Source organism: Streptomyces mutabilis (assembly GCF_014649815.1).
Lineage (GTDB): Bacteria > Actinomycetota > Actinomycetes > Streptomycetales > Streptomycetaceae > Streptomyces > Streptomyces mutabilis.
This window is the reverse complement of the sequence record NZ_BMTT01000013.1, coordinates 14,852-36,782: the sequence shown is the minus strand read 5'-3', so window position 1 is coordinate 36,782 and position 21,931 is coordinate 14,852. Positions and strand designations below refer to the sequence as shown.

Genomic DNA, 21,931 nt, shown 5'->3' with positions numbered 1-21,931 from the left:
ACCGGGGCGGGCATCCCTACACGCGGAAGCGCGGGAGATCGTGTTCGACTTTCTTCAGGATTACGACCTGCTGGGAGCCTTCTGGACGACAGTGCAGCTCGCTGTGCTGTCGGCCGTCGGCTCCCTGATCTGGGGCACCGTACTGGCCGCCATGCGGGTCGGACCGGTGCCGTTGATGCGCGGCTTCGGGACCGCGTACGTGAACATCGTGCGGAACATCCCGCTGACCGTGATCATCCTGTTCACGTCGTTGGGCCTGAACCAGACGCTGGGAGTGTCCCTCGGCGCGAACGACGTCGAGACGATCAACTTCCGCCTCGCAGTCCTCGGCCTGATCCTCTACACCTCGTCCTTCGTGTGCGAGGCGCTGCGCTCCGGCATCAACACGGTGCCGGTCGGTCAGGCGGAGGCGGCCCGGGCGATCGGACTCAGCTTCGGTCAGGTGCTGGGGAACGTCGTCCTGCCCCAGGCTTTCCGCTCCTCCGTCGTTCCCCTGGCGAACGTACTGATCGCGCTCATCAAGAACACGACGGTGGCCGCGGCCATCGGTGTCGCCGAGGCGGCGCTCCTGATGAAGGAGATGATCGAGAACGAGGCACAGTTGCTGCTGATCTCCGCGGTCATCGCCTTCGGTTTCGTGGTTCTGACGCTGCCGACCGGCCTGATTCTCGGCTGGGTGGGCAAGAAGGTGGCGGTGAAGCGATGAGCTCCGTTCTCTACGACGCCCCGGGCCCCCGCGCCAAGCGGCGCAACGTCCTCCTCACGGTCGTCTTCCTGGTGGCCCTCGCGGCCCTGCTGTGGTGGGTGTTCGGCACTCTCAAGGACAAGGGCCAGCTGGAGTGGGCCCTGTGGAAGCCGTTCTTCTCCGGCTCCGAGGCGTGGTCCACCTACATCTGGCCGGGGCTGGAGAACACCCTGAAGGCGGCCGCCCTCGCGATGGTCATCGCGCTGCCCCTCGGCGCGGTCCTCGGCATCGCACGGCTGTCGGACCACGTGTGGGTACGGGTACCGGCCGCGATCGTCGTCGAGTTCTTCCGGTCCATCCCCGTGCTGGTCCTGATGATCTTCGGCCTCGCGCTCTTCGCCGAGTACACCAACGTCAGCTCGGACGACCGTCCGTTGTACGCGGTCGTCACGGGCCTGGTTCTCTACAACGCCTCCGTCCTCGCGGAGATCGTCCGTGCGGGCATCCTCGCCCTGCCCAAGGGCCAGTCCGAGGCCGCCATGGCAATCGGCCTGCGCAAGGGCCAGGTGATGCGGAGCATCCTGCTTCCGCAGGCGGTCACGACGATGCTGCCGGCCATCGTCAGCCAGCTCGTCGTCATCCTCAAGGACACCGCGCTCGGCGGTGCCGTCCTCACCTTCCCCGAGCTCCTCGCATCGGCCAACACGATGAGCGGCTACTACGGCGCCAACGTCATCGCCAGCTTCACCGTGGTCGCCGTGATCTACATCGCGCTCAACTTCATCCTCACCAGCTTCGCGAGCTGGCTGGAGCGAAGGCTGCGGCGGGCCAAGAAGTCGACCGGCGCGGTACTGAAGGCCGACGACGCCGGTGTCGCCGGCTCGAACGCGACCGGCACCGGTGGCCCCTGACACTCGGTCACCTCGCACAACACCGACGGAGGCAGTGGCGTGATCGCCACTGCCTCCGTCGCTTGACGCAAGCAGCGCCAGTGGGTTGCATACGTTCTGTGACCGTGCACCCTGCTCCAACGTCCTGTTCACCTGCGTCCCCCGGGACACCGTCACGGGCAGGGGGCGCCGCGCCGTGGACCCGGTGATCATCACCGGAGCGGGGCCCGTCGGGCTCACGCTCGCCCTGGCGCTGGCGCGGCAGGAGGTGCCCTGTGTCGTCCTCGACGAAGGGCCGGGCAAGGACGAAGCCCGACCCGCCCGCACCGTGGTCCTGCGCGAGGACACCGTCGCCCTCCTGGAACGGCTGACCGGCGCACCGCTGACCGGCCTTGGCTCCCGTTGGGCCGGATGGCGGTCGATGCGGCGCAAGCAGGTGATTCGCGAGGTCGAGTTCGGCGACACCGACCCGGCGCCCCTGCACATCGCCCAGCACGAACTGACCGGCGCGCTGCGCACGGCACTGACCCGCGAATCGCTCGTGAAGGTCGCGGTGGACAGTCGTCTGGACGGCATCGAGCAGGAGAGCTCGGGCGTCGCCGCCCACACCCGCGGGCCCAGCGGCACCTGGTGGCGCGGCAGTTACCTGGTCGGCTGCGACGGCCCCCGTTCGACCGTCCGCAAGCTCCAGGACATCCGCTTCCCCGGCCGTACGGCGGTGGAACGATACGCCGTCGCCACCCTGCGCACGGAACTCCCGTGGGCCGACGAGGCGCTGCTCCACCGGACGCCGCCATGGCGGACGTCCGGCCCGTCGGCGGGCGAGATCGTCGGCCGCCCCCTGCCGGACGGCGTGTGGCGCCTGGACTGGCTGCTGCCGCCCGGGAAGGATCTGGTCACACCGGAGCTGCTGGTGAACCGCGTCCGTGAGACGCTCACCGGCTGGGCCGAGGGGGTGACTCCCGCGTACGAACTTCTCGACACCGGGGTTCACACCGTCCACCACCGGCTGGCCCGCCGTTGGCGGGTGGGCCGTGTGTTCCTCGCGGGAGACGCGGCGCATCTCCTGGGCGCGCTCGGCACCCAGGGCCTGGAGGAGGGGCTGCGGGACGCCGACAACCTCGCCTGGAAGCTGGCCCTGGCCTGGCACCACGGACCGCGCGACTCGCTGCTCGACAGTTACCAGGGCGAGCGGCGATCGGCGATCGTCGCACGGCTGCGCGCCGCCGACCAGGTACTTCCGCTGCTGCGCGGCGGCGGAGGACTGCGTTCCTACGTACCCGGCTCTTCCCGCGGCAACGACACGCTGCTCGCCGACGGCCACCTGGGGCGCGGAGCTCTGGGCACGCCGGGAGCGTACGCCGGTTCGCCGCTCACGCCCGGGCCCCTCGCCGGGGAGGCGACCGTCGGCACGCCCCCGGGGGCGCCCGTCACCGACGTACGGGTCACGGCCGAGGACGGCACCTTCGTACGGCTGCGTGACCGGCTGGGGCGTGGGGCACTGCTGGTGGTGCTCATCGCGCCGGGTACCGGGGTGTGGGAACGGAAGCACTGGGTGACCGCCGGGATCATGCCCCGGCTGGCGGCCGCGGTTACGGCGCTTCCCCACCACGCCGAGCTGCTGGTCGCCGAGGCCTACCCGGGTGCCGCCGCCCATACCGTGCTGCTGGTGCGGCCCGACGGCCGCCTGGTCACAGCGCTGAGCGGCGTGCGTCCGGCCGACCTGTACGCGGCGGCGGAGGCGGCGCTGGGCGGGGCGACGGCCGCGGCGACCGCCACGGAGGAAGACGCGGAGGCGGGAGCGGCGGCCGGCTCTCGCTGACCGGCCGTGGGGCGGCAGCGCGTGGCGGTGGAGCGTGTGGCCGGTCCGTGGCGTCTCCGGCCGGACGCACCGGAGGTGGGGCTGTGGGGTTCCGGCGTCAGTGGCGGGACAGTACAGCGGTGGGGTGTTTGCGTCGGCCCCGGTGACGAGGCCGCCTCGTCGAAGATCTCGCGGGCCGCACGGGCCGACTGCTCGTCGGCACGACGGCGTGTCCAGGGCGGCGAGGACCCGGGGCGTGGTCCAGGCGGTCCCGGCCTTCCCGGCGCCGCGACCCAGCCGACGTGATGCCGGGTCAGGGCCCCGCATGCCCGGTCAGGGCCCCTCGTCACCGAGGAAGTCCGTGTCCTCGCCCTCCTCCTCCAGCGCCTGGCGGACCACCCGCAGGGCCATGCCCTCGGGATAGCCCTTGCGGGCCAGCATGCCCGCGAGGCGGCGCAGTCTCTTGTCGCGGTCGAGGCCCCGGGTGGCGCGCAGCTTGCGGGCGACCAGCTCGCGCGCGGTCTCCTCCTCCTGCTCGGAGTCCAGCCGGGAGACCGCCGCGTCGATGAGCGTGGCGTCGACGCCCTTGGTCCTCAGCTCTCTGGCGAGGGCGCGCCGGGCCAGACCGCGGCCGTGGTGCCGGGACTCCACCCAGGCGTCTGCGAACGCGCTGTCGTTGATCAGTCCGACCTCCTCGAACCTGGACAGCACCTCCTCGGCGGCCTCGTCGGGAATCTCGCGTTTGCGCAGCGCGTCGGCGAGTTGCGCTCGGGTGCGCGGGGTCCCGGTGAGCAGGCGCAGGCAGACCGCCCGTGCCTGCTCGACCGGGTCCCGCGGAGGCTCCCCCTTCTCGGCCCTCGACGAGGAAGTGGTACCTCCGTCCTCGACGGACGGCTCCGCGCGCCCGCGCCGCCGTCCGCGTCCGCCACCACTCGTTCCGCGGCCCCGTCCACCTGTGCGGCGCGCACCGCCGTCACCGTGGCACGCCTCACCTTCGTCACGGGCAGCGCCGGCGGACGGAGCCGTCTCGTACGGGGCCGCGGCCGCCCCGTACGCGCCGTCGCTCGTCCCGGCGGAGCCGTCCTCGTACTCGGCCCAGTCGGTTCGTCGTGTCACGGGTCAGCTCTTGGCTGCCGCGGCCTTGGACTTGGCGGCCTTGGCGGTCGCGGGGGCGGGCACCGCCGGTGCGGGGTCGGTCGCGGCGGCGTCCGGTCCCGGCTCGGTGGCCGCCGGCTCCTCGGGACGGACCCCGACGCCCAGCTTCTCCTTGATCTTCTTCTCGATCTCGTTGGCGAGGTCGGGGTTGTCCTTCAGGAAGTTGCGCGCGTTCTCCTTGCCCTGGCCGAGCTGGTCGCCCTCGTACGTGTACCAGGCACCGGCCTTGCGGACGAAGCCGTGCTCCACGCCCATGTCGATCAGACCGCCCTCGCGGCTGATGCCCTGGCCGTAGAGGATGTCGAACTCGGCCTGCTTGAAGGGCGGCGCGACCTTGTTCTTGACGACCTTGCAGCGGGTGCGGTTGCCGACCGCCTCCGTGCCGTCCTTCAGCGTCTCGATGCGGCGGATGTCGATGCGCACCGAGGCGTAGAACTTCAGCGCCCGGCCACCGGTCGTCGTCTCCGGGGAGCCGAACATGACGCCGATCTTCTCGCGGAGCTGGTTGATGAAGATCGCGGTGGTCTTGGACTGGTTGAGCGCGCTGGTGATCTTCCGGAGGGCCTGGCTCATCAGCCGGGCCTGGAGACCGACGTGACTGTCGCCCATCTCGCCCTCGATCTCCGCGCGCGGCACGAGCGCGGCGACGGAGTCGATGACGATCAGGTCGAGGGCGCCGGAGCGGACCAGCATGTCCACGATCTCCAGGGCCTGCTCGCCGTTGTCCGGCTGGGACAGGATCAGGTTGTCGATGTCGACACCGAGCTTCTGCGCGTACTCGGGGTCGAGGGCGTGCTCCGCGTCCACGAACGCGACCTGGCCGCCGGCCTTCTGCGCGTTCGCCACGGCGTGCAGGGTCAGGGTCGTCTTGCCCGAGGACTCGGGGCCGTAGATCTCCACGACCCGGCCGCGCGGGATGCCGCCGACGCCGAGGGCCACGTCGAGCGCGGTCGACCCGGTCGAGATGACCTCGATGGGCTCCTTCGACCGCTCGCCCATGCGCATGACCGCGCCCTTGCCGAATTGCCGTTCAATCTGTGCGAGCGCGGCGTCCAGGGCCTTCTCGCGGTCGGTTCCTGCCATGGGTTCCACCCGGTTTGCTTGATTCGATCGCTTCACGTCAAAGACGCTAATGCCTGCCACTGACAATGGGCCCCGATACGGGTCCGGCCTGTGGATAACTCGGGCACTTCTCCATCCAAACCCAGCCGAATCGCCCGTCACGAGCCTCGCCGGCGCCTCCATGAGAATGGATGTTCGATTTTTGTGTCAAGCGCAGCACGCGGCACTCCCGAGCGTACGTCTGCCGGAACGGCGTCCGGGTGGCTAGAGCGCGGACGCGACGCGCAGAGGGGGACGCCGTGGCCAGGGTCAGCATCAGTCCTGACGCCGAACCGGTGGTGGAGGTGATGGTCCTGGCCGGCATCGGCTTACCCCAAGACGCCGTCGAGGCGGTGCTGCGGGACCACATCGCCCGCGGCCACCGCTCGGAGACCCCCACCGATCACACGGACCACAGTCGACGCCAAGCCAGGAGCCGCAGGGCTGATCCCTGCCGCCCCGCGCCGTCGCCCTAGGAGCGGCCTTCCCGGCCCGTCCCGGAACCGCCGGGCCCCCCGGGCTCCAGCCGCTTGGCCCACAACTTGCGCAGGCGCGTGGGCTCCCTGGACCCCGCCGGTCGGCGGCTCCGGCGTCCGTGGACGCGCGGATCGTCCGTCACGTCGTAACGTTTGACGTACGCCCCCAGGAACGCCTGCAGTGTCGCGATCGCCGGAATGGCGATCAGCGCGCCGACGGCACCGAGCAGGGCGGTGCCCGCGACGACCGACCCGAAGGCGACCGCGGGGTGGATGTCCACGGTCTTGGACGTCAGCTTGGGCTGCAGTACGTAGTTCTCGAACTGCTGGTAGATCACCACGAAGACCAGCACCCACAGCGCGTACCACGGGTTGATCGTGAAGGCGATCAGCATGGGCAGGGCGCCCGCGAGATAGGTGCCGATGGTGGGGATGAACTGCGACACCAGGCCCACCCACACCGCGAGCGCGGGGGCGTAGGGCACCTCCAGGAACTCCAGCAGGATGTAGTGCGCTACGCCGGAGACGAGAGCCATCAGACCGCGCGAGTACAGGTAACCGCCGGTCTTGTCCACGGCGATCTCCCACGCGCGCAGCACCTCGGCCTGCCGGGCGGGAGGCAGGACGGAGCAGAGCGCACGCCGCAGCCGGGGACCGTCGGCGGCGAAGTAGAAGGAGAACAGCAGGATCGTCAGCAGTTGGAAGAGGCCGCCCAGGACCTGGGTCGACACGTCCAGGACGCCGGTCGCGCTGTTCTGCACGTAGTTGCGCAGCCAGTCGGAGCGGAGCAGGCCCTCCTGGATGTCGACTCTTCTCAGCTCGGTGTGGAAGTGGCCGTTGACCCAGTTGATGACGGAGTCGAGGTACTCCGGGAACTCCTCGACCATCTTGACGATCTGTCCCGCGAGCATGGAGCCGAGCAGCGTGACGAACCCAGCGGCCACGATCAGTACGACGAGGAACACGAGGAAGGTGGCCAGACCGCGGCGCAGGCCGCGCGCGGCCATCCAGCTCACCGCGGGTTCGATGGCGAGGGCCAGGAAGAACGCGATGAGGATGTTGATCAGCAGGCCGGTGAGCTGGTGGAAGGCCCAGCTGCCCAGCTGGAAGACGGCGATGAGCGCGAGAGCGAGCACCATGGCGCGCGGCAGCCAGCGCGGCATGCGCGCGCCCGGCCCGGCGGCGCCCCCGGGCGGGGGCGGGGCGGGCGGCGTCGTGCCGCTCGTGGATGCGTGCCGGGTCGCCTGTCCGGTCTCGTCAGTGGGTGCCACGGACCAAGTCTCGCCCACGTCGCGAACGGCGGAGCCCCGTTCGGTGATCTTCGTGCCCGGTCAGCGCTGCTCCTGCGGCACGTTCATGACCGTGCAGACCACCCGCCACACGTCTTTGGCGTCCCAGCCGCCGTCCAGCGCCTCGTGCACCGTGCGCCCGCCCAACTCCGACATCACGTGATCGCGCGCGAAGGTGTCGGCGTAGCCCGGACCGAAGTGATCCGCCATCCGCTCCCAGAAGACCGTCAACCGCATGACTCCAGTATCCCGCCCCTGAGGGTGGGCCCGTGCCGGGACCACGTACCGGGACCCCATTCCGTCCTACGGTCTGACCATGGCCGAGATCGGAGCTTCCGCACCCCCCACGACGCCCCTGCCTCCCGCGGGGTGCTCTCCGCTCGCGCGCGCGGAGCACTTCGTCCGGCTCACCGCGCGGGTGCTGGAGCAGCGCCTGTTCGCCCACCACTTCCGCGACGGGGACGCCGGTCCGGTGGAGACCGCACTGGACGCCTACCGCAACGAGGACGGCGGCTACGGTCACGCGCTGGAACCCGATCTGCGCGGCCCGGTCAGCCAGCCACTGCACACCGCGCGTGCCCTGCGCGTCCTGGACGCCGTCGGCCGCTGCGGCGGACAGCGCGTGGAACGGATCTGCCGCTACCTGACCTCCGTGTCCACGCGGGACGGCGCCCTGCCCGCGGTCCATCCCGGTCAGCGCGGATATCCGGCGGCCCCCTTCGTGCCGGTCGTGGACGACCCGCCCGGCGAGCTCCTCGCCACGGGGCCGGTGGCCGGCCTGCTGCACCGCAACGACGTCTGGCACGCCTGGCTGTTCAGGGCGACGGACTTCTGCTGGCAGGCGGCCGAGTCGCTGGAGACCTCGCACCCCTACGAGATCGAGGCCGCCGTGGCCTTCCTGGACAGCGCACCCGACCGCCCTCGCGCGGAGGCGGCGGCCGACCGGCTGGGCCGCCTCGTGCGCCGGCAGCGCCTCGCGGTACTGGACCCGGACGACCTCGACGCGTACCCGCTCTCCCCCGGCTACGCCCCGGGAGAGCACCACTTCCCCCACGACTACGCGGGCCACCCGCGTTCCCTCTCGCGCGCGTGGTTCACGGACGACGAGATGGCCCGCTCCCTCGACTTCCTCGTGTCCGAGCAGAGGGAGGACGGCGGCTGGCCCGTCCGCTGGCGTCAGTGGGCCCCCGCGCCCGCCCTGGAGGCCCGTTGTGGGGTGACGGTCAAGGCGCTGCGCACGCTCCGGGCGTACGGCCGCCCGATCGGCTGACCCCTTCCTCAGCCGCCCACGGCCCGTACAGCCGCGGTCACCACCACGGCCGCCGCGACGACGAGCAGGAACGGCGCGCGCAGAACCAGCGCCACGGCGGCAGCCGCGACACCCGCGGCCCGCGCGTCCAGCACGAGCGCCTGCCCGTCGGCGAAGGTCTGCTGCGAGGTGAGCGCGGCGAGGAGTGCCACGGGCAGCAGTGCGGCGAGGCGCCGGACCAGGGGCCGCTCCAGGGCGCCCGCGGGCACCAGCAGTCCGAGCAGCTTGACGGCGTAGCACCCCACCGCCGTCACGCCGATCGCGATCCAGACGCTCACCGCTCCCCCTCCCGCGCGGAGTCCTGTTCGGCCCCGCTTCCGCGGCGCCCCCGCGCCCACAGGACCGCCGGGGCCGCCAGCGCGGCCACCAGCACGGGCACACCGGCGGGGAGCACGGGCAGAAGGCCGAGTCCCAGGAGTACGGCCAGGGCGGCGGTCGCCCGCTCGGTGGTGGTCCTCAGCATCGGCGCGAGCAGCGCCAGGAAGACCGCGGGTCCGGCGGCGTCCAGCCCCCAGGCGTCCGTGTCCCCGATGGCCTCCGCACCGAGCGCGCCGAGCAGGGTGGTGAGGTTCCACAGCAGGTACAGGGTGAGTCCGGTGACGGTGAACCCGATCCGGACGCTGCGTCGCGTGGGCTGGGCGAGGGCCACGGCCGTCGTCTCGTCGATCACCCACTGCGCGGCGAACGGCCGCACCGCGCGCGGGAGGGCCAGCAACTGCGACAGCCGCAGCCCGTAGAAGGCGTTGCGCACGCCCAGGAAGAAGGCCCCCGCCGCGGCGGTGAGCGGATTGCCGCCGGCCGCGAGTGCCCCCACGAGCGCGAACTGGGACGCCCCGGTGAACACCAGGAGGCTGAGCGCGCAGGTCTGCGCCAGGGTCAGTCCGCTGCCCGCCGAGGTGACCCCGAAGGCGAACCCGGACAGTCCCACGGCGATTCCGACCCCCAGGGCGTCCCGTACGACGGCGGCGTCCGGCTTGCCTTCCACGCTCGTGTCCGGGACTACTGTCTGTTCTGTCACGCATCGGACGGTAGGAGAAGCCGCCGCCGCGCGTCTTGTACGTTCTTGCGCTCCCGCTGGTAGGCGCCGGGCGGCACGCCCACGATCCGCGCGAAGTGCCGGTTCAGATGCGGCTGGTCGGTGAAGCCCACCGCGACCGCGACCTCGGACGGTGTCGTCCCGGCGTCCAGCAGCCGACGTGCCCGGCGCACCCGGGCGTCCGTCAGCCAGGTGTGGGGCGGCATCCCGTAGGCGTCCCGGAAGGCGCGCAGCAGCGCGAACGGACTGCTGCCGAGCTCAGCGGCGAGCCGTTCGAGACTCGGCGGGTCGGCCATCCGCTCCTCCAGCACGGCGCGCGCGCGGGCCGCGATCCGCGCACCGGCCGTCCGCACCTCCCGGCGCGGCAGCGCGCCGCCGTTGAGCCGCAGGAGTCGGGTCACGGCCACGCGCAGCAGGGTGTCGGCGGCGAGCGCGTTTCCCTCGTCGGCCGCCCGCAGCACGTGGTGCACCAGTTCGACGGTGTACGGGTCCTCGATCACGGGCCGGACGAATCCGGGCGTCCCGCGCAGCGAGGTCGTCTCCGCCGCGATGCGGGCCACGAGCTCGGGCGCCGGGTAGACGGCCCCGTAACGCCAGCCCTCCGGTACTCCGGCCCGTCCCGTGTGCGGGGTGTCCGGGTTGACCAGAGCGAGGGATCCCGCCCCGGCGTACTGGTCGCTTCCGCCGTGGTGGAAGACCTCCACTCCGTCGGCGATGGCGGCGATGACGAAGTGCTCGTGCGTGTGGCGGACGAAGGTCTTCCGTATGTACTGGGCCCGCAGCAGGTCGACGCCGGGCAGCTCCGCGTACCGCCAGTGCCGCGCCCGCTCACCCGATCCCGCCATGCGCCCATTGTCCGTCACCGCTCGTTCACCGCTCGCGCGCCGCCCGTCCCCTGCCGGCGTCCGGGACAAGCATTGGCCTCGCCGTCGTCGCGACGGCCGCCTCGACCGGCTTCGGCGGTCCCTGTCCGGCCTGTCCCGTCGTGCCGCACGTTCGTACGTGCGCTGCCGTCCGGCCCGGCGTTCGATCGCCGGACAGCCCCGCTGGCCCGCCTGGGCGATGGACGCCCGGCGGTTCCGCTCGGCGACCGGCTGCGGTCACCCGCCGCGCCGACGCCACGGCAGGCGGCCGTCCTCTCCGTCCTCGCCTCCCTCGCGGTCCGTCCCGGGTACACACCGCCCCACCTGCCTCCGCGCCACCGCGGCTGCACCGGCAGCGCATCCGCCCGGCTCAGGCCGATTGTCAGTGCCCGGGTGCACGATGGATCCATGGTCAGCTCCGCACACCGAGCCCTGGACGGCTTCTCCCCCGCGACCCGCGGCTGGTTCACGGGGGCCTTCTCCGCGCCCACCGCCGCGCAGGCGGGGGCGTGGCAGGCCATCTCGGAGGGCTCCGACGTGCTGGTGGTCGCCCCCACCGGCTCCGGCAAGACGCTGGCCGCCTTCCTCGCCGCCCTGGACCAGCTGGCCTCGACGCCGCCGCCCGCCGAACCCAAGAAGCGCTGCCGGGTCCTGTACGTCTCCCCGCTCAAGGCCCTGGCCGTCGACGTCGAGCGCAACCTCCGCAGTCCGCTGACCGGCATCCGTCAGGAATCCGTCCGGCTCGGACTGCCCGAGCCCGAGGTCAAGGTCGGTATCCGCTCCGGCGACACCCCGGCCGCCGAACGCCGTGCCCTGTCCACCCGTCCGCCGGACATCCTGATCACCACCCCGGAGTCCCTGTTCCTGATGCTGACGTCGGCCACGCGCGATGCGCTGACCGGCGTGGAGACGGTGATCCTGGACGAGGTGCACGCGGTGGCGGGCACCAAGCGCGGCGCCCATCTCGCGCTCACCCTGGAGCGGCTGGACGAGCTGCTGCCGAAGCCGGCCCGCCGTATCGGACTGTCGGCCACGGTCCGCCCGGTGGACGAGGTCGCCCGGTTCCTGGCCCCGCGCGGCAAGGTGGAGATCGTCCAGCCGGACTCCGGCAAGGAGTTCGACCTGTCCGTGGTCGTCCCCGTCGAGGACCTGGGCGAGCTGGGCGGCTCCCCGGTCGCGGACGGCAACGAGGGCGCGGAACGCCCGTCGATCTGGCCGCACGTCGAGGAGCGCATCACCGACCTCGTCCAGTCGCACCGCTCCACGATCGTCTTCGCCAACTCCCGCCGCCTGGCCGAACGTCTGTGCAACAGGCTCAACGAGATCGCCTACGAGCGGGCCACCGGCGAGCCGCTGGGCGAGCACCCCTCCCCCGCCGAACTCATGGGCGGCTCCGGCGCCGCGCAGGGCGCCCCGCCCGTGATCGCCCGTGCACACCACGGCTCGGTCTCCAAGGAGCAGCGCGCCCTCGTCGAGGAGGACCTCAAGGCAGGCCGCCTGCCCGCAGTGGTGGCGACCTCCAGCCTGGAGTTGGGCATCGACATGGGCGCCGTCGACCTGGTCGTCCAGGTCGAGTCGCCCCCCTCCGTCGCCTCGGGTCTCCAGCGCGTCGGCCGCGCGGGGCACCAGGTCGGCGCTGTCTCCACGGGCGTGGTCTTCCCCAAGTACCGCGGGGACCTCGTGCAGGCGGCCGTGGTCACCGAGCGGATGCGCGACGGGGCGATCGAGGCGCTCCGGATCCCGGCCAATCCGCTGGACGTCCTGGCGCAGCAGATCGTGGCGATGACGGCGCTGGACACCTGGCAGGTCGACGACCTGCTAGCCACCGTCCGCCGCGCCGCCCCCTTCGCATCGCTGCCGGAGTCGGCCTTCACCGCCGTCCTGGACATGCTCGCGGGCCGCTACCCGTCGGACGCCTTCGCCGAACTGCGCCCGCGCGTGGTCTGGGACCGGGTCGCCGGCACGGTCACCGGACGGCCGGGCGCGCAGCGCCTCGCGGTCACCTCCGGCGGCACGATTCCCGACCGCGGGCTCTTCGGGGTCTTCCTCGCGGGTGCGGACCCGAAGAAGGGCGGCGGCCGGGTCGGCGAGCTCGACGAGGAGATGGTGTACGAGTCCCGCGTGGGGGACGTGTTCACGCTCGGCACCAGCTCCTGGCGCATCGAGGACATCACCCGCGACCGGGTTCTGGTCTCCCCGGCTCCCGGCGTGCCGGGGAGGCTGCCGTTCTGGAAGGGCGACCAGTTGGGCCGCCCCTTGGAGCTGGGCCGCGCGCTCGGCGCGTTCCTGCGCGAGGTCGGCTCCCTCACCAAGGAGGACGCCCGCCTGCGCCTGGTCACCGCCGGGCTGGACGCCTGGGCTGCGGACAACGTGCTGTCTTACCTAGACGAGCAGCGCGAGGCCTGCGGCCACGTCCCCGACGACCGCACCATCGTGGTGGAACGCTTCCGGGACGAGCTCGGCGACTGGCGGGTCGTGGTCCACTCCCCCTTCGGTGCGCAGGTCCACGCCCCGTGGGCGCTAGCGCTCGGCGCCAAGCTGACCGAGCGGTACGGCATGGACGCCCAGGTCATGCACGCCGACGACGGCATCGTGCTGCGCCTGCCGGACGCCGATCTGATGGGCCTGGACCTGCTCGACCAGGATTCTTCCGGGCTCGAGTACGACGCCGAGCAGGCGCCCGTCGGCGCGGCCGACGTCGTCTTCGACAAGGGCGAGGTCGACCGGGTCGTCACCGACCAGGTGGGCGGCTCGGCGCTGTTCGCGTCCCGGTTCCGCGAGTGTGCCGCCCGTGCCCTGCTGCTGCCCCGCCGCAGCCCCGGCAAGCGCACCCCGTTGTGGCAGCAGCGCCAGCGCGCCGCGCAGCTGCTGGAGGTGGCGAGCGAGTACGGCTCGTTCCCGATCGTCCTGGAGGCGATCCGCGAGTGCCTCCAGGACGTCTTCGACGTGCCCGGACTGGTCGAGCTGATGGGCGACCTGGAATCGCGCAAGGTGCGTCTGGTCGAGGTCACCACCCCGGAGCCGTCACCGTTCGCCCGCTCGCTGCTCTTCGGCTACGTCGCACAGTTCCTGTACGAGGGCGACTCGCCCCTCGCCGAGCGCCGGGCCGCCGCCCTGTCCCTGGACTCCCGGCTGCTGGCCGAACTGCTCGGCCAGGCGGAGCTGCGTGAGCTGCTCGACGCGGAGGTGCTGACCGAACTGGAGCGCGAGCTGCAATGGCTCACCGACGACCGCCGGGTGAAGGACCCGGAGGGAGTCGCGGATCTGCTGCGGCTGCTCGGTCCGCTCACGGACGCCGAGCTGGCCGAGCGGGGTGCCCAGCCGCAGTGGGCCCCGGAGCTGGCCGCCGCCCGGCGCGCGATCAAGGTACGGATCGCCGGCGCCGACCACTGGGCGGCGGTCGAGGACGCCGGCCGACTGCGCGACGCACTGGGCACAGCGCTGCCCGTCGGCGTGCCCGAGGCCTTCACGGAGCCGGTCAAGGACCCCCTCGGCGACCTCCTGGCCCGTCACGCCCGCACCCACGGCCCGTTCACCTCCGTCACCGCTGCGGCCCGCTTCGGCCTGGGCGTCGCGGTCACCGAGGGCGCACTGCAACGGCTGGCCGCGGCGGGCCGGGTCGTACAGGGCGAGTTCCATCCGGCCGGCATCGGCCAGGAGTGGTGCGACGCGACCGTCCTGCGACGACTGCGGCGCCGTTCCCTGGCCGCGCTCCGGCACGAGCTCGAGCCGGTGCCACCGGCCGCGCTCGGCCAGTTCCTCCCCCAGTGGCAGCACATCGGCAAGGGGCACTCGCTGCGCGGCATCGACGGGCTGGTCCGCGCCGTCGAGCAGTTGCAGGGCGCCTCCGTGCCCGCCTCCGCCCTGGAGAAGCTGGTGCTGCCGTCACGGGTGGCGCACTACAACCCGGCGATGCTGGACGAGCTCACGGCCGCCGGCGAGGTGGTATGGGCCGGAGCCGGCTCGCTTCCCGGCAAGGACGGCTGGGTCTCCCTCTACCTCGCGGACGCGGCCCCGCTCCTCCTGCCTCCTCCGCACCCCCTGGAGACGACCGCGCTGCACGAGTCCGTCCTGAACACCCTCTCGGGCGGGTACGGCCTCTTCTTCCGGCAGATCGCCGACCAGGTCCGCGCGACCACCCACCCGGACGTCACCGATCCGCAGCTGGCCGACGCCCTCTGGGAGCTGGCCTGGTCCGGACGGCTGACCAACGACACGCTCGCGCCCCTGCGCTCGCTGCTGGGCTCCGGCCGCACCGCGGGCTCCACCGCCCACCGCGCCAAGCGAGCCGTACCCCGCGGACGGTACGGCTCGCTGACGGCCGCCGCACGGCCCGCCTCCCGCGGCGGCCCGCCGACCGTCGCCGGCCGGTGGTCGCTGCTCCCGGCCCGCGAGGCCGACACCACGGTGCGTGCGCACGCGCTGGCCCGCACGTTCCTCGACCGGCACGGCGTGGTGACCAGGGGCGCCGTCGCCGCCGAGGGCGTCGAGGGCGGCTTCTCCGCGGTGTACCGGATCCTGGCGGCCTTCGAGGAGAGCGGGCAGGCCCGGCGGGGCTACGTCGTGGAGGGGCTCGGGGCGGCGCAGTTCGCCATGGAGGGCGCCGTGGACCGGTTGCGTGCGGTCGCCAATGCCCGGGAGCGCGGCGGCGAGGGCGCGCCCGGACGTGCGGACTTCACCGGCGGCCCCGAGGGTCCGGCCGCATCCGGCGGCTTCCCCGGCCCGGCCGCCGACGCCCCCTTCGCCGACTTCCCGTCCGGCAGCCACGCGTCCCCCGGCGCTTCCCGCAGTCCGGACGGCTCTGACGACGTCTTCGCAGACCCGGACGGACTGGGCCGGTCACCGTCCCGGGGTGACTACATCTCTCCCCGCGACTATGCCGAACCGGGCGCCGGCGGCCCCCGCGGCAGCGGCGCGCACGGCGGCTTCGGCGGCCCCCGCGGCAGCGCGGACGGCGGCTTCGGCAGCCCACGCGGTGCCTACGGGACCGGCTCGGCCGGCCGCCGCAGCCGCCCCTCCGCCGGTCCGCCGGCCGTCGTGCTGGCCGCCGCGGACCCGGCGAACGCCTACGGCGCGGCGCTTCCCTGGCCCGAGCCCCCGGCCGGTGCCACGCACAAACCGGGCCGTAAGGCGGGGTCCCTGGTGGTGCTGATCGAGGGCGAGCCCGCGCTCTACATGGAGCGCGGCGGCAAGACGCTCCTGCTGTGGCCGTCCGCCCCCGACGACCTGCCCACCGACGATCCCCGCCTGCGCGCCGCGGCGGATGCGCTCGCCGAGGCGGCCCGTGCCGGTTCCCTCGGCACGGTCACGGTGGAGCGAGTCAACGGCGCGACGGCCCTGACCTCCCCGTTCGGCCCGCTGCTGGAGAACGCGGGGTTCGTCGCCACCCCGCGCGGCCTGCGCATCCGCGCCTGAGCCTGTCACCCTTGACCCATGCCTGAAGGAGACACGGTCTGGCAGGCCGCGCGGCGGCTGCACGACGCCCTCGCGGGCGAGGTGCTGACCCGCAGCGACTTTCGCGTCCCCCGGTACGCCACGGTCGACCTCACCGGCCGTGCGGTCCTGGACGTCACCGCACGCGGCAAGCACCTGCTGGCCCGCGTCGAGGGCGGTCTGACAGTGCACTCGCACCTGCGGATGGACGGCTCCTGGAAGGTGTTCGCCGTCGGCCGGCGCTGGAGCGGCGGCCCCGCGCACCAGATCCGTGCCGTGCTCGGTACCGCCGACCGCACGGCCGTCGGATACCGCCTCCCGGTACTGGAGATCCTGCGCACGGCCGACGAGGACCGCGCCGTCGGTCACCTCGGCCCCGACCTGCTGGGTCCGGACTGGGACCCCGACCAGGCTCTGGTCAACCTGCTCGGTGACCCCGCCCGCCCCCTCGGCGAGGCCCTGCTGGACCAGCGCAACCTCGCCGGCATCGGCAATGTCTACAAGTGCGAGCTCTGTTTCCTGCTCGGCGTCACCCCCTGGCTGCCCGTAGGAGACCTGCCCCCCGCACACGCCGCGAAGGTGCCCGCACTCGCGAAGCGGCTCCTGGAGGCCAACCGCGACCGCCCGGTCCGCCGCACCACGGGCCTGCGCGGCCAGGACCTGTTCGTGTACGGCCGCGCCCCCCGGCCCTGCCTGCGCTGCGGTACGTCGGTCCGCGTGGCGAACCAGGGCGACGGCTCGCGAGAGCGGCCCACGTACTGGTGCCCGGTCTGCCAGGCCGGCCCCGCACCCGGTCGCGCCGCCACCGGACCGAAGCGCGAGGCATGGCCGAGGCGCGGGCAGGGCTGACTCAGCCGACGAGCAGGACGTCCATCTGGCCGGCCGCCTCGCGCAGCCCCTCCTCCAGGCCCATCTCCATCAGTTGGTCCATCTGCTCCCGGGTGTCGAAGACCGAACGCAGATCCATGCGGGTGCCGCCTTCGCGGTCGGTGAGCGTGACCCTGGTGGCGGTCATCGGCAGGTCGGGGTTCGGCACGCCGTCCTGGTCGGCGAAGCCGTCGGTGAACTCCAGGGACGTCGGCGCGTCCACCGTGGCGACCCGCCACCAGCCCCGGTACTTGCCGCCGTCCGGTCCCGTCATGAAGTACGTGACGTCCCCGCCCGGGGTCAGGTCGTGCTGCTCCACCGTCGCCGGGTAGGTCGGCGGGCCCCACCAGCGTTCCAGCTGCCGGGGATCGGACCACAGCTGCCACACCCGTTCGACGGGAGCGGCGAAGTCGGCGATCAGGGTGAGGGTCAGGTTTTCGAGGTCCTTGTTCAGATGGGTGACGCTCATCGGTCCGGTCCTTCCATCGGGTTGGGCACGTCGGAGTCCACCGCTCGGCGAGCAGACGGGACATCCGCTCCCCTCGGCCGCGCCAGGCCGTCTCGAGTTCGTCCAGGGCCTGGCGGGCCCGGTCGACCGCGTCGGGTTCGGTGCGTACGAGATGCTCCCGTCCACGGCGCTGCTTCACCACCAGGCCGGCCCGCTCCAGTACCGCGACCTGCTTCTGAACCGCGGCGAAGCTCATCGGGTAGGCCTCGGCCAGCCGCGACACCGAGAGGTCCCGTTCATGACGCCGAGCTACCCGACCCTTCCGGGCCCCGGCCCCCGTCCACGCGGGCCCTCGACGTACTCCGGCCGCCACCCACAGCCGTGAGCAGGGCCCGCCGCCATCGCCCCACGCCCAGGGCACCCACGGCCTCCCGCCTGGGCACGCAGTGCACCGGTAGCACGCTCAGCCCCCAGCCACCCACCGCGACCGCCCCCTCGAGCACCCCCGCCCCGGGTTCGAGCGCCAGGCGCAGCACGGCCCACCACCACAGCGCGCACAGCCCCAGCGCGACCGCCCGGCGAGCAGTCCGCGCCGGCGCCATGGCCGCGTCAGCCGTTCCCGGCCTGGAACATCCAGTGCTGCTTCTCGAGATCGGCCGTGATCTGGATGAAGATGTCCTGGCTCACGGGGTCGGGGTCCCCGGTCGCCGCTATCCGCTCCCGCATCCGCGCGATCACCGCGCCCAGCGCGTCCACGATCGTCTGCACCGCGGTGGTGTCGTCGACCCACCCCTCCGGCGTGACGTCGATCCCGCTGCCGACGGCCACGGTCGCGGCACGCCCATCGGGGGAGACCCCCAGCGCCGAGGCACGCTCGGCCACGGTGTCCGAGTGCGTGCGCGCGGTGTCGACGAGTTCGTCGAGCTGGAGGTGGACGGAGCGGAACCGCGGGCCGACGACGTTCCAGTGGATCTGTTTCGCCACCAGGGCCAGGTCCACCAGGTCGACGAGGCCGCCCTGCAGTGCCTCGGAGACGGTCTTGAGGTTCGCGTCGGACAACGGGCTCTTCACGACGTACATCCACACCTCCGTCGGTAGGCCCCCCGGCCGCTCCCGCCACGGCCAGTCCCTCCACGATGACCGCACCACCGAAGACCGGCAAACCGGGCACCACCGCCCTGCCACCGCCGATACTCCTCGTCCGAGCACGCAAAAACCCCGACCGCACCTCTCCGGCCTCCCGGAGAAGCCCCGGCCGGGGCCTCACACGCACACGTTGGCAGCGCTCAGGCGGCGACGACGTCCACCGCCTCCGCGGGCGCCTTGATGGTCACCCGTTCCGGTGGCACACCGGTCACCGACACGGAACCAAGCATCGGGCGAACCGGGGCGGGAACGGTCTCGCTGGGCGTGGCCGCAGCGGACTGGGCCAGCTCGGCGAGCGCGAGCTCGTCGCTCACTTCCCGCATGAGTTCGGACATCCGTACGTCCAGCGCGTCGCAGATGGCGGAGAGCAGTTCGGAAGAGGCCTCCTTCTGCCCCCGCTCCACCTCGGAGAGATAGCCGAGTGAGACTCGGGCGGACGAGGAGACTTCGCGCAGAGTACGGCCCTGGCGTTGGCGCTGCCGACGCAGCACGTCACCCAGCAGGCGACGGAGCAGAATCATCGGTGGCTCCCTCCTCGGACCGTGTAACCGCATCCTTCACGCCCCACCGTACCGCCTCGCGCCGCGGCCGTGCGGGGAGCGATGTCGTGTTCACTCAGGGCTGCAAACATCAAAACCCCCCGTTTCGTTCCGTATCCTGTGCCCGCTCATTCCCGGTCTGTTCGCCCGCAAGTCCTCTCAAGAGGAGTGCGAGTACGCTCCGTACACTCTCCATACGAATTTCCGCGCGATCGCCGTTCAACCGCAGCGCCTCCACTTTTCCGCCACGGGTGGAACCACCGTCTCCCACGGCAGGCCCGTCGACGGCCACGAATACCGTGCCGACAGGCTGTCCGTCCTGCGGGCCCGGGCCCGCCACGCCCGTGGTCGCGATACCCCAGTCGGCGCCCAGCGCCCTGCGCACACCTGCCGCCATCTGGGCGGCGACCTGGGGGTCAACCGCTCCGCGGGCCTCGAGCAGGGTGCCATCGACGCCGAGCAGGTCCCGCTTGAGCTCCGTCGCGTACGCGGTGACCGACCCCCGGAAGGCCCTGGAGGCCCCTGGGACCGAAGTGATCCCGGCCGCCACCAGTCCGCCGGTCAGTGACTCGGCGACCGCGAGGGTCTCGCCCCTGACCGTGAGTAGCCGCACCACGTCGGCGGCTGTGGAACTCAAACTTCCGTCTCCTTCAACGCCGCTCTGCGCTCGGCGATTCCCCGGCGGCGCAGCACAATGGCCTGTTTCACGTAGTCCAGTCCGGTCGCCACGGTCAGGACGACCGCCGCCGCCATCACCCAGAACCTCAGCGTCGCCAGGGGACCCGTCAGCGCCAGGACGTACATACCGACGGCCACGCCCTGGGTGAGGGTCTTGAGCTTGCCGCCCCGGCTCGCGGGGATGACTCCGTACCGGATGACCACGAAACGCAGGACGGTGATCCCGAGTTCCCGACCGAGGATCACGGCCGTCACCCACCACGGCAGATCACCCAGGGCGGACAGACAGATGAGCGCCGCTCCCATGATCGCCTTGTCGGCGATGGGATCGGCGATCTTCCCGAAGTCGGTGACGAGGTTGTAGGTGCGTGCGAGATGGCCGTCGAACAGATCGGTGATCATGGCGATGGCGAAGGCGGCCCAGGCGAACGAGCGCCAGGCCGGGTCGTACCCGCCGTTGCCGAGCATCAGGGCGACGAAGGCCGGCACGAGGAGCAGCCGGAGCATCGTCAGCAGATTGGCGACGTTCCACACGCTCGCCTGGTTGACGGCGGCGGCAGCGATCTTGCCGCCGCGCCCGGCGGCACCGCCCTCGGTCGCACCCCCGGTCCTGCGCGCACCGGAGGATCCGCCCGCCGCGGACGCCGGGACTCCCGTCATCTGCCGGCCTCCTCACTCCACGCGGACGACTCAGGCAGCGGCTCGGCCACCAGGTCGACACCCTCCGTACCGACCACCTTCGCCTCGACCATACTTCCGACCCGCAGGCCTTCGCCGCTCGTGAGCAGCACTTGGCCGTCGGTCTCGGGCGCCTGGTGCTCCGCACGCCCGCGGACGCCGTCCCCCTCGTCGGCGGAGTCGGCGGACTCCACGAGGACCCGCACGGTCGCGCCGACCCGCTCCTCGGCCCGCTGCGAGACCAGTTCCTCGGCAAGGCGGGACACACGTGCCAGCCGCTCGGCGACGACGTCCTCGTCCAGCTTGTCGTCGTACGTCGCCGCCTCGGTGCCCTCCTCGTCTGAGTAGCCGAAGACGCCGATGGCGTCGAGCCGCCCGTGGTTCAGGAACCGCTCCAGCTCGGCGAGGTCGGAGGCGGACTCGCCGGGGAAGCCCACGATGAAGTTGGAGCGCACACCGGCCTCGGGTGCCTTGCTCCGGATGGTGTCCAGCAGCTCCAGGAACCGGTCGGTGTCGCCGAAGCGGCGCATCGCGCGGAGCACGTTCGGAGCGGAGTGCTGGAAGGAGAGGTCGAAGTAGGGCACGACCTTCGGCGTGGAGGTCAGTACGTCGATCAGGCCGGGGCGCATCTCGGCCGGCTGGAGGTAGCTGACGCGCACCCGCTCGATGCCGTCGACCTCGGCGAGATCGGGCAGCAGTGACTCCAGCAGGCGGATGTCGCCGAGGTCCTTGCCGTAGGAGGTGTTGTTCTCGGAGACCAGCATGATCTCCTTGACGCCCTGCTCGGCCAGCCACCGTGTCTCGTTCAGCACGTCGCTGGGGCGGCGGGAGATGAAGGAGCCGCGGAAGGACGGGATGGCGCAGAAGGAGCAGCGCCGGTCGCAGCCGGAGGCCAGCTTCACCGAGGCGACCGGCGAGCCGTCCAGGCGGCGGCGCAGGGGCGCGCGGGGCCCGGAGGCCGGGGCGACGCCTTCGGGGAGGTCGGTCGGGCCGTGCCCCGGCAGGGCGACGGAGGCGCCGGCCTCCTGGCGCTCGGCGGGGCTGATCGGCAGCAGCTTGCGCCGGTCGCGCGGGGTGTGGGCGGCGTGGATGCCGCCGTTCAGGATGGTCTGCAGGCGGTCGGAGATGTCGGCGTAGTCGTCGAAGCCGAGGACGCCGTCGGCCTCCGGAAGGGCCTCGGCCAGCTCCTTGCCGTACCGCTCGGCCATGCAGCCCACCGCCACGACGGCCTGCGTTCTTCCGTGGCCCTTGAGGTCGTTGGCCTCCAGGAGGGCGTCCACGGAGTCCTTCTTGGCGGCCTCGACGAAGCCGCACGTGTTCACGACGGCGACGTCCGCTTCCTCGGCGTCGTCGACGAGCTTCCAGCCGTCCGCCTCCAGACGGCCTGCGAGCTCCTCCGAGTCCACCTCGTTACGGGCGCAGCCAAGGGTGACGAGTGCGACGGTACGGCTTTCAGGCATGGGCTCTAGAGTACTTCGTCCCGCCGACAGCCCACGTCGACGGGGTTGGCCGATCCCGGCCAACCCCGTGGTGACTC

Annotated in this window: 21 protein-coding genes and 1 pseudogene; 7 read left to right on the top strand and 15 right to left on the bottom strand. The window is 72.3% G+C overall.

The features are described from left to right. Positions 1-40: 40 nt before the first annotated feature. From IE142_RS24275 to IE142_RS24265, 3 genes are all read left to right on the top strand, one after another. Positions 41-706 (top strand): amino acid ABC transporter permease, encoded by a 666-nt coding sequence (locus tag IE142_RS24275; RefSeq protein ID WP_043379147.1) that lies wholly within the window; start codon positions 41-43, stop codon positions 704-706. Continuing rightward, entirely contained in the window at positions 703-1,596 is an 894-nt protein-coding gene (locus IE142_RS24270) for an amino acid ABC transporter permease (protein ID WP_191887728.1), read from the top strand. Before IE142_RS24275 ends, IE142_RS24270 begins: the two co-directional genes overlap by 4 nt. Positions 1,597-1,771: 175 nt before the next feature. Next, positions 1,772-3,397 carry an FAD-dependent monooxygenase gene (locus tag IE142_RS24265; RefSeq protein ID WP_191887727.1) on the top strand — a complete coding sequence of 542 codons (1,626 nt, stop codon included), beginning with the start codon at positions 1,772-1,774 and terminating at the stop codon, positions 3,395-3,397. 312 nt (positions 3,398-3,709) lie between these two features. Here the strand turns inward: IE142_RS24265 and recX are convergent, their stop codons facing one another. Then, positions 3,710-4,492, bottom strand: a complete 783-nt coding sequence (gene recX / locus IE142_RS24260; RefSeq protein WP_191887726.1) for a recombination regulator RecX — start codon at positions 4,490-4,492, stop codon at positions 3,710-3,712. 3 nt (positions 4,493-4,495) lie between these two features. Beyond that, a complete protein-coding gene (gene recA / locus IE142_RS24255) occupies positions 4,496-5,614 on the bottom strand; it encodes a recombinase RecA (protein WP_043379156.1) in 1,119 nt (372 codons plus the stop codon). A gap of 278 nt (positions 5,615-5,892) precedes the next feature. Between recA and IE142_RS36930 the strand changes: the two genes are divergently transcribed. Further along, positions 5,893-6,108: a DUF2191 domain-containing protein gene (locus tag IE142_RS36930; RefSeq protein WP_229830843.1), complete on the top strand. Its 216-nt coding sequence runs from the start codon at positions 5,893-5,895 to the stop codon at positions 6,106-6,108. Here the strand turns inward: IE142_RS36930 and IE142_RS24250 are convergent. Together IE142_RS24250 and IE142_RS24245 are read right to left on the bottom strand one after the other, a co-directional pair. After that, a complete protein-coding gene (locus IE142_RS24250; RefSeq protein WP_191887725.1) occupies positions 6,105-7,379 on the bottom strand; it encodes an AI-2E family transporter in 1,275 nt (424 codons plus the stop codon). The genes IE142_RS36930 and IE142_RS24250 overlap by 4 nt on opposite strands. Before the next feature lie 60 nt (positions 7,380-7,439). After that, a complete protein-coding gene (locus tag IE142_RS24245) occupies positions 7,440-7,634 on the bottom strand; it encodes a DUF3046 domain-containing protein (protein WP_043379160.1) in 195 nt (64 codons plus the stop codon). A gap of 79 nt (positions 7,635-7,713) precedes the next feature. On the opposite strand from IE142_RS24245, the gene IE142_RS24240 reads away from it, so the two are divergent. Next, positions 7,714-8,667, top strand: coding sequence for a prenyltransferase/squalene oxidase repeat-containing protein (locus tag IE142_RS24240; protein ID WP_191887724.1), 954 nt, complete (start codon positions 7,714-7,716; stop codon positions 8,665-8,667). Between the two features lie 8 nt (positions 8,668-8,675). Here the strand turns inward: IE142_RS24240 and IE142_RS24235 are convergent, their stop codons facing one another. Genes IE142_RS24235 through IE142_RS24225 form a run of 3 tightly spaced genes read right to left on the bottom strand, consistent with a single transcriptional unit; the run spans position 8,676 to position 10,587 of the window. Beyond that, positions 8,676-8,984 (bottom strand): AzlD domain-containing protein, encoded by a 309-nt coding sequence (locus IE142_RS24235; protein WP_191887723.1) that lies wholly within the window; start codon positions 8,982-8,984, stop codon positions 8,676-8,678. Further along, entirely contained in the window at positions 8,981-9,724 is a 744-nt protein-coding gene (locus tag IE142_RS24230; RefSeq protein WP_191887722.1) for an AzlC family ABC transporter permease, read from the bottom strand. Before IE142_RS24230 ends, IE142_RS24235 begins: the two co-directional genes overlap by 4 nt. Then, entirely contained in the window at positions 9,721-10,587 is an 867-nt protein-coding gene (locus tag IE142_RS24225) for an AraC family transcriptional regulator (RefSeq protein WP_191887721.1), read from the bottom strand. Before IE142_RS24225 ends, IE142_RS24230 begins: the two co-directional genes overlap by 4 nt. Positions 10,588-11,013: 426 nt before the next feature. On the opposite strand from IE142_RS24225, the gene IE142_RS24220 reads away from it, so the two are divergent. Both IE142_RS24220 and IE142_RS24215 read left to right on the top strand, forming a co-directional pair. Continuing rightward, the gene (locus IE142_RS24220; protein WP_191887720.1) at positions 11,014-16,020 is read left to right on the top strand and encodes an ATP-dependent helicase; all 5,007 of its coding nucleotides are present in this window, start codon (positions 11,014-11,016) and stop codon (positions 16,018-16,020) included. Positions 16,021-16,038: 18 nt separating this feature from the next. Beyond that, the gene (locus tag IE142_RS24215; protein ID WP_191887719.1) at positions 16,039-16,887 is read left to right on the top strand and encodes an Fpg/Nei family DNA glycosylase; all 849 of its coding nucleotides are present in this window, start codon (positions 16,039-16,041) and stop codon (positions 16,885-16,887) included. A gap of 1 nt (position 16,888) precedes the next feature. Here the strand turns inward: IE142_RS24215 and IE142_RS24210 are convergent, their stop codons facing one another. From IE142_RS24210 to rimO, 8 genes and pseudogenes are all read right to left on the bottom strand, one after another. After that, entirely contained in the window at positions 16,889-17,374 is a 486-nt protein-coding gene (locus IE142_RS24210; RefSeq protein ID WP_191887718.1) for an SRPBCC family protein, read from the bottom strand. Between the two features lie 43 nt (positions 17,375-17,417). Beyond that, positions 17,418-17,726, bottom strand: a pseudogene (locus IE142_RS36925) (helix-turn-helix domain-containing protein); the annotation flags it as partial. Beyond that, a complete protein-coding gene (locus IE142_RS36920) occupies positions 17,650-17,955 on the bottom strand; it encodes a hypothetical protein (RefSeq protein ID WP_229830839.1) in 306 nt (101 codons plus the stop codon). The gene IE142_RS36920 and the pseudogene IE142_RS36925, both read right to left, overlap by 77 nt. A gap of 7 nt (positions 17,956-17,962) precedes the next feature. Next, complete coding sequence (locus tag IE142_RS24205) at positions 17,963-18,433, bottom strand: Dps family protein (protein WP_191887717.1); 471 nt, start codon at positions 18,431-18,433, stop codon at positions 17,963-17,965. A gap of 206 nt (positions 18,434-18,639) precedes the next feature. Then, complete coding sequence (locus IE142_RS24200; protein WP_007387871.1) at positions 18,640-19,020, bottom strand: helix-turn-helix domain-containing protein; 381 nt, start codon at positions 19,018-19,020, stop codon at positions 18,640-18,642. A 109-nt stretch (positions 19,021-19,129) separates the two neighbouring features. After that, a complete protein-coding gene (locus IE142_RS24195) occupies positions 19,130-19,675 on the bottom strand; it encodes a CinA family protein (protein ID WP_191887716.1) in 546 nt (181 codons plus the stop codon). Then, positions 19,672-20,376, bottom strand: coding sequence for a CDP-diacylglycerol--glycerol-3-phosphate 3-phosphatidyltransferase (gene pgsA, locus IE142_RS24190; protein WP_191887715.1), 705 nt, complete (start codon positions 20,374-20,376; stop codon positions 19,672-19,674). The genes IE142_RS24195 and pgsA overlap by 4 nt, the downstream gene beginning before the upstream one ends. Beyond that, positions 20,373-21,854 (bottom strand): 30S ribosomal protein S12 methylthiotransferase RimO, encoded by a 1,482-nt coding sequence (gene rimO / locus IE142_RS24185; protein ID WP_191887714.1) that lies wholly within the window; start codon positions 21,852-21,854, stop codon positions 20,373-20,375. The genes pgsA and rimO overlap by 4 nt, the downstream gene beginning before the upstream one ends. Positions 21,855-21,931 lie beyond the last annotated feature (77 nt).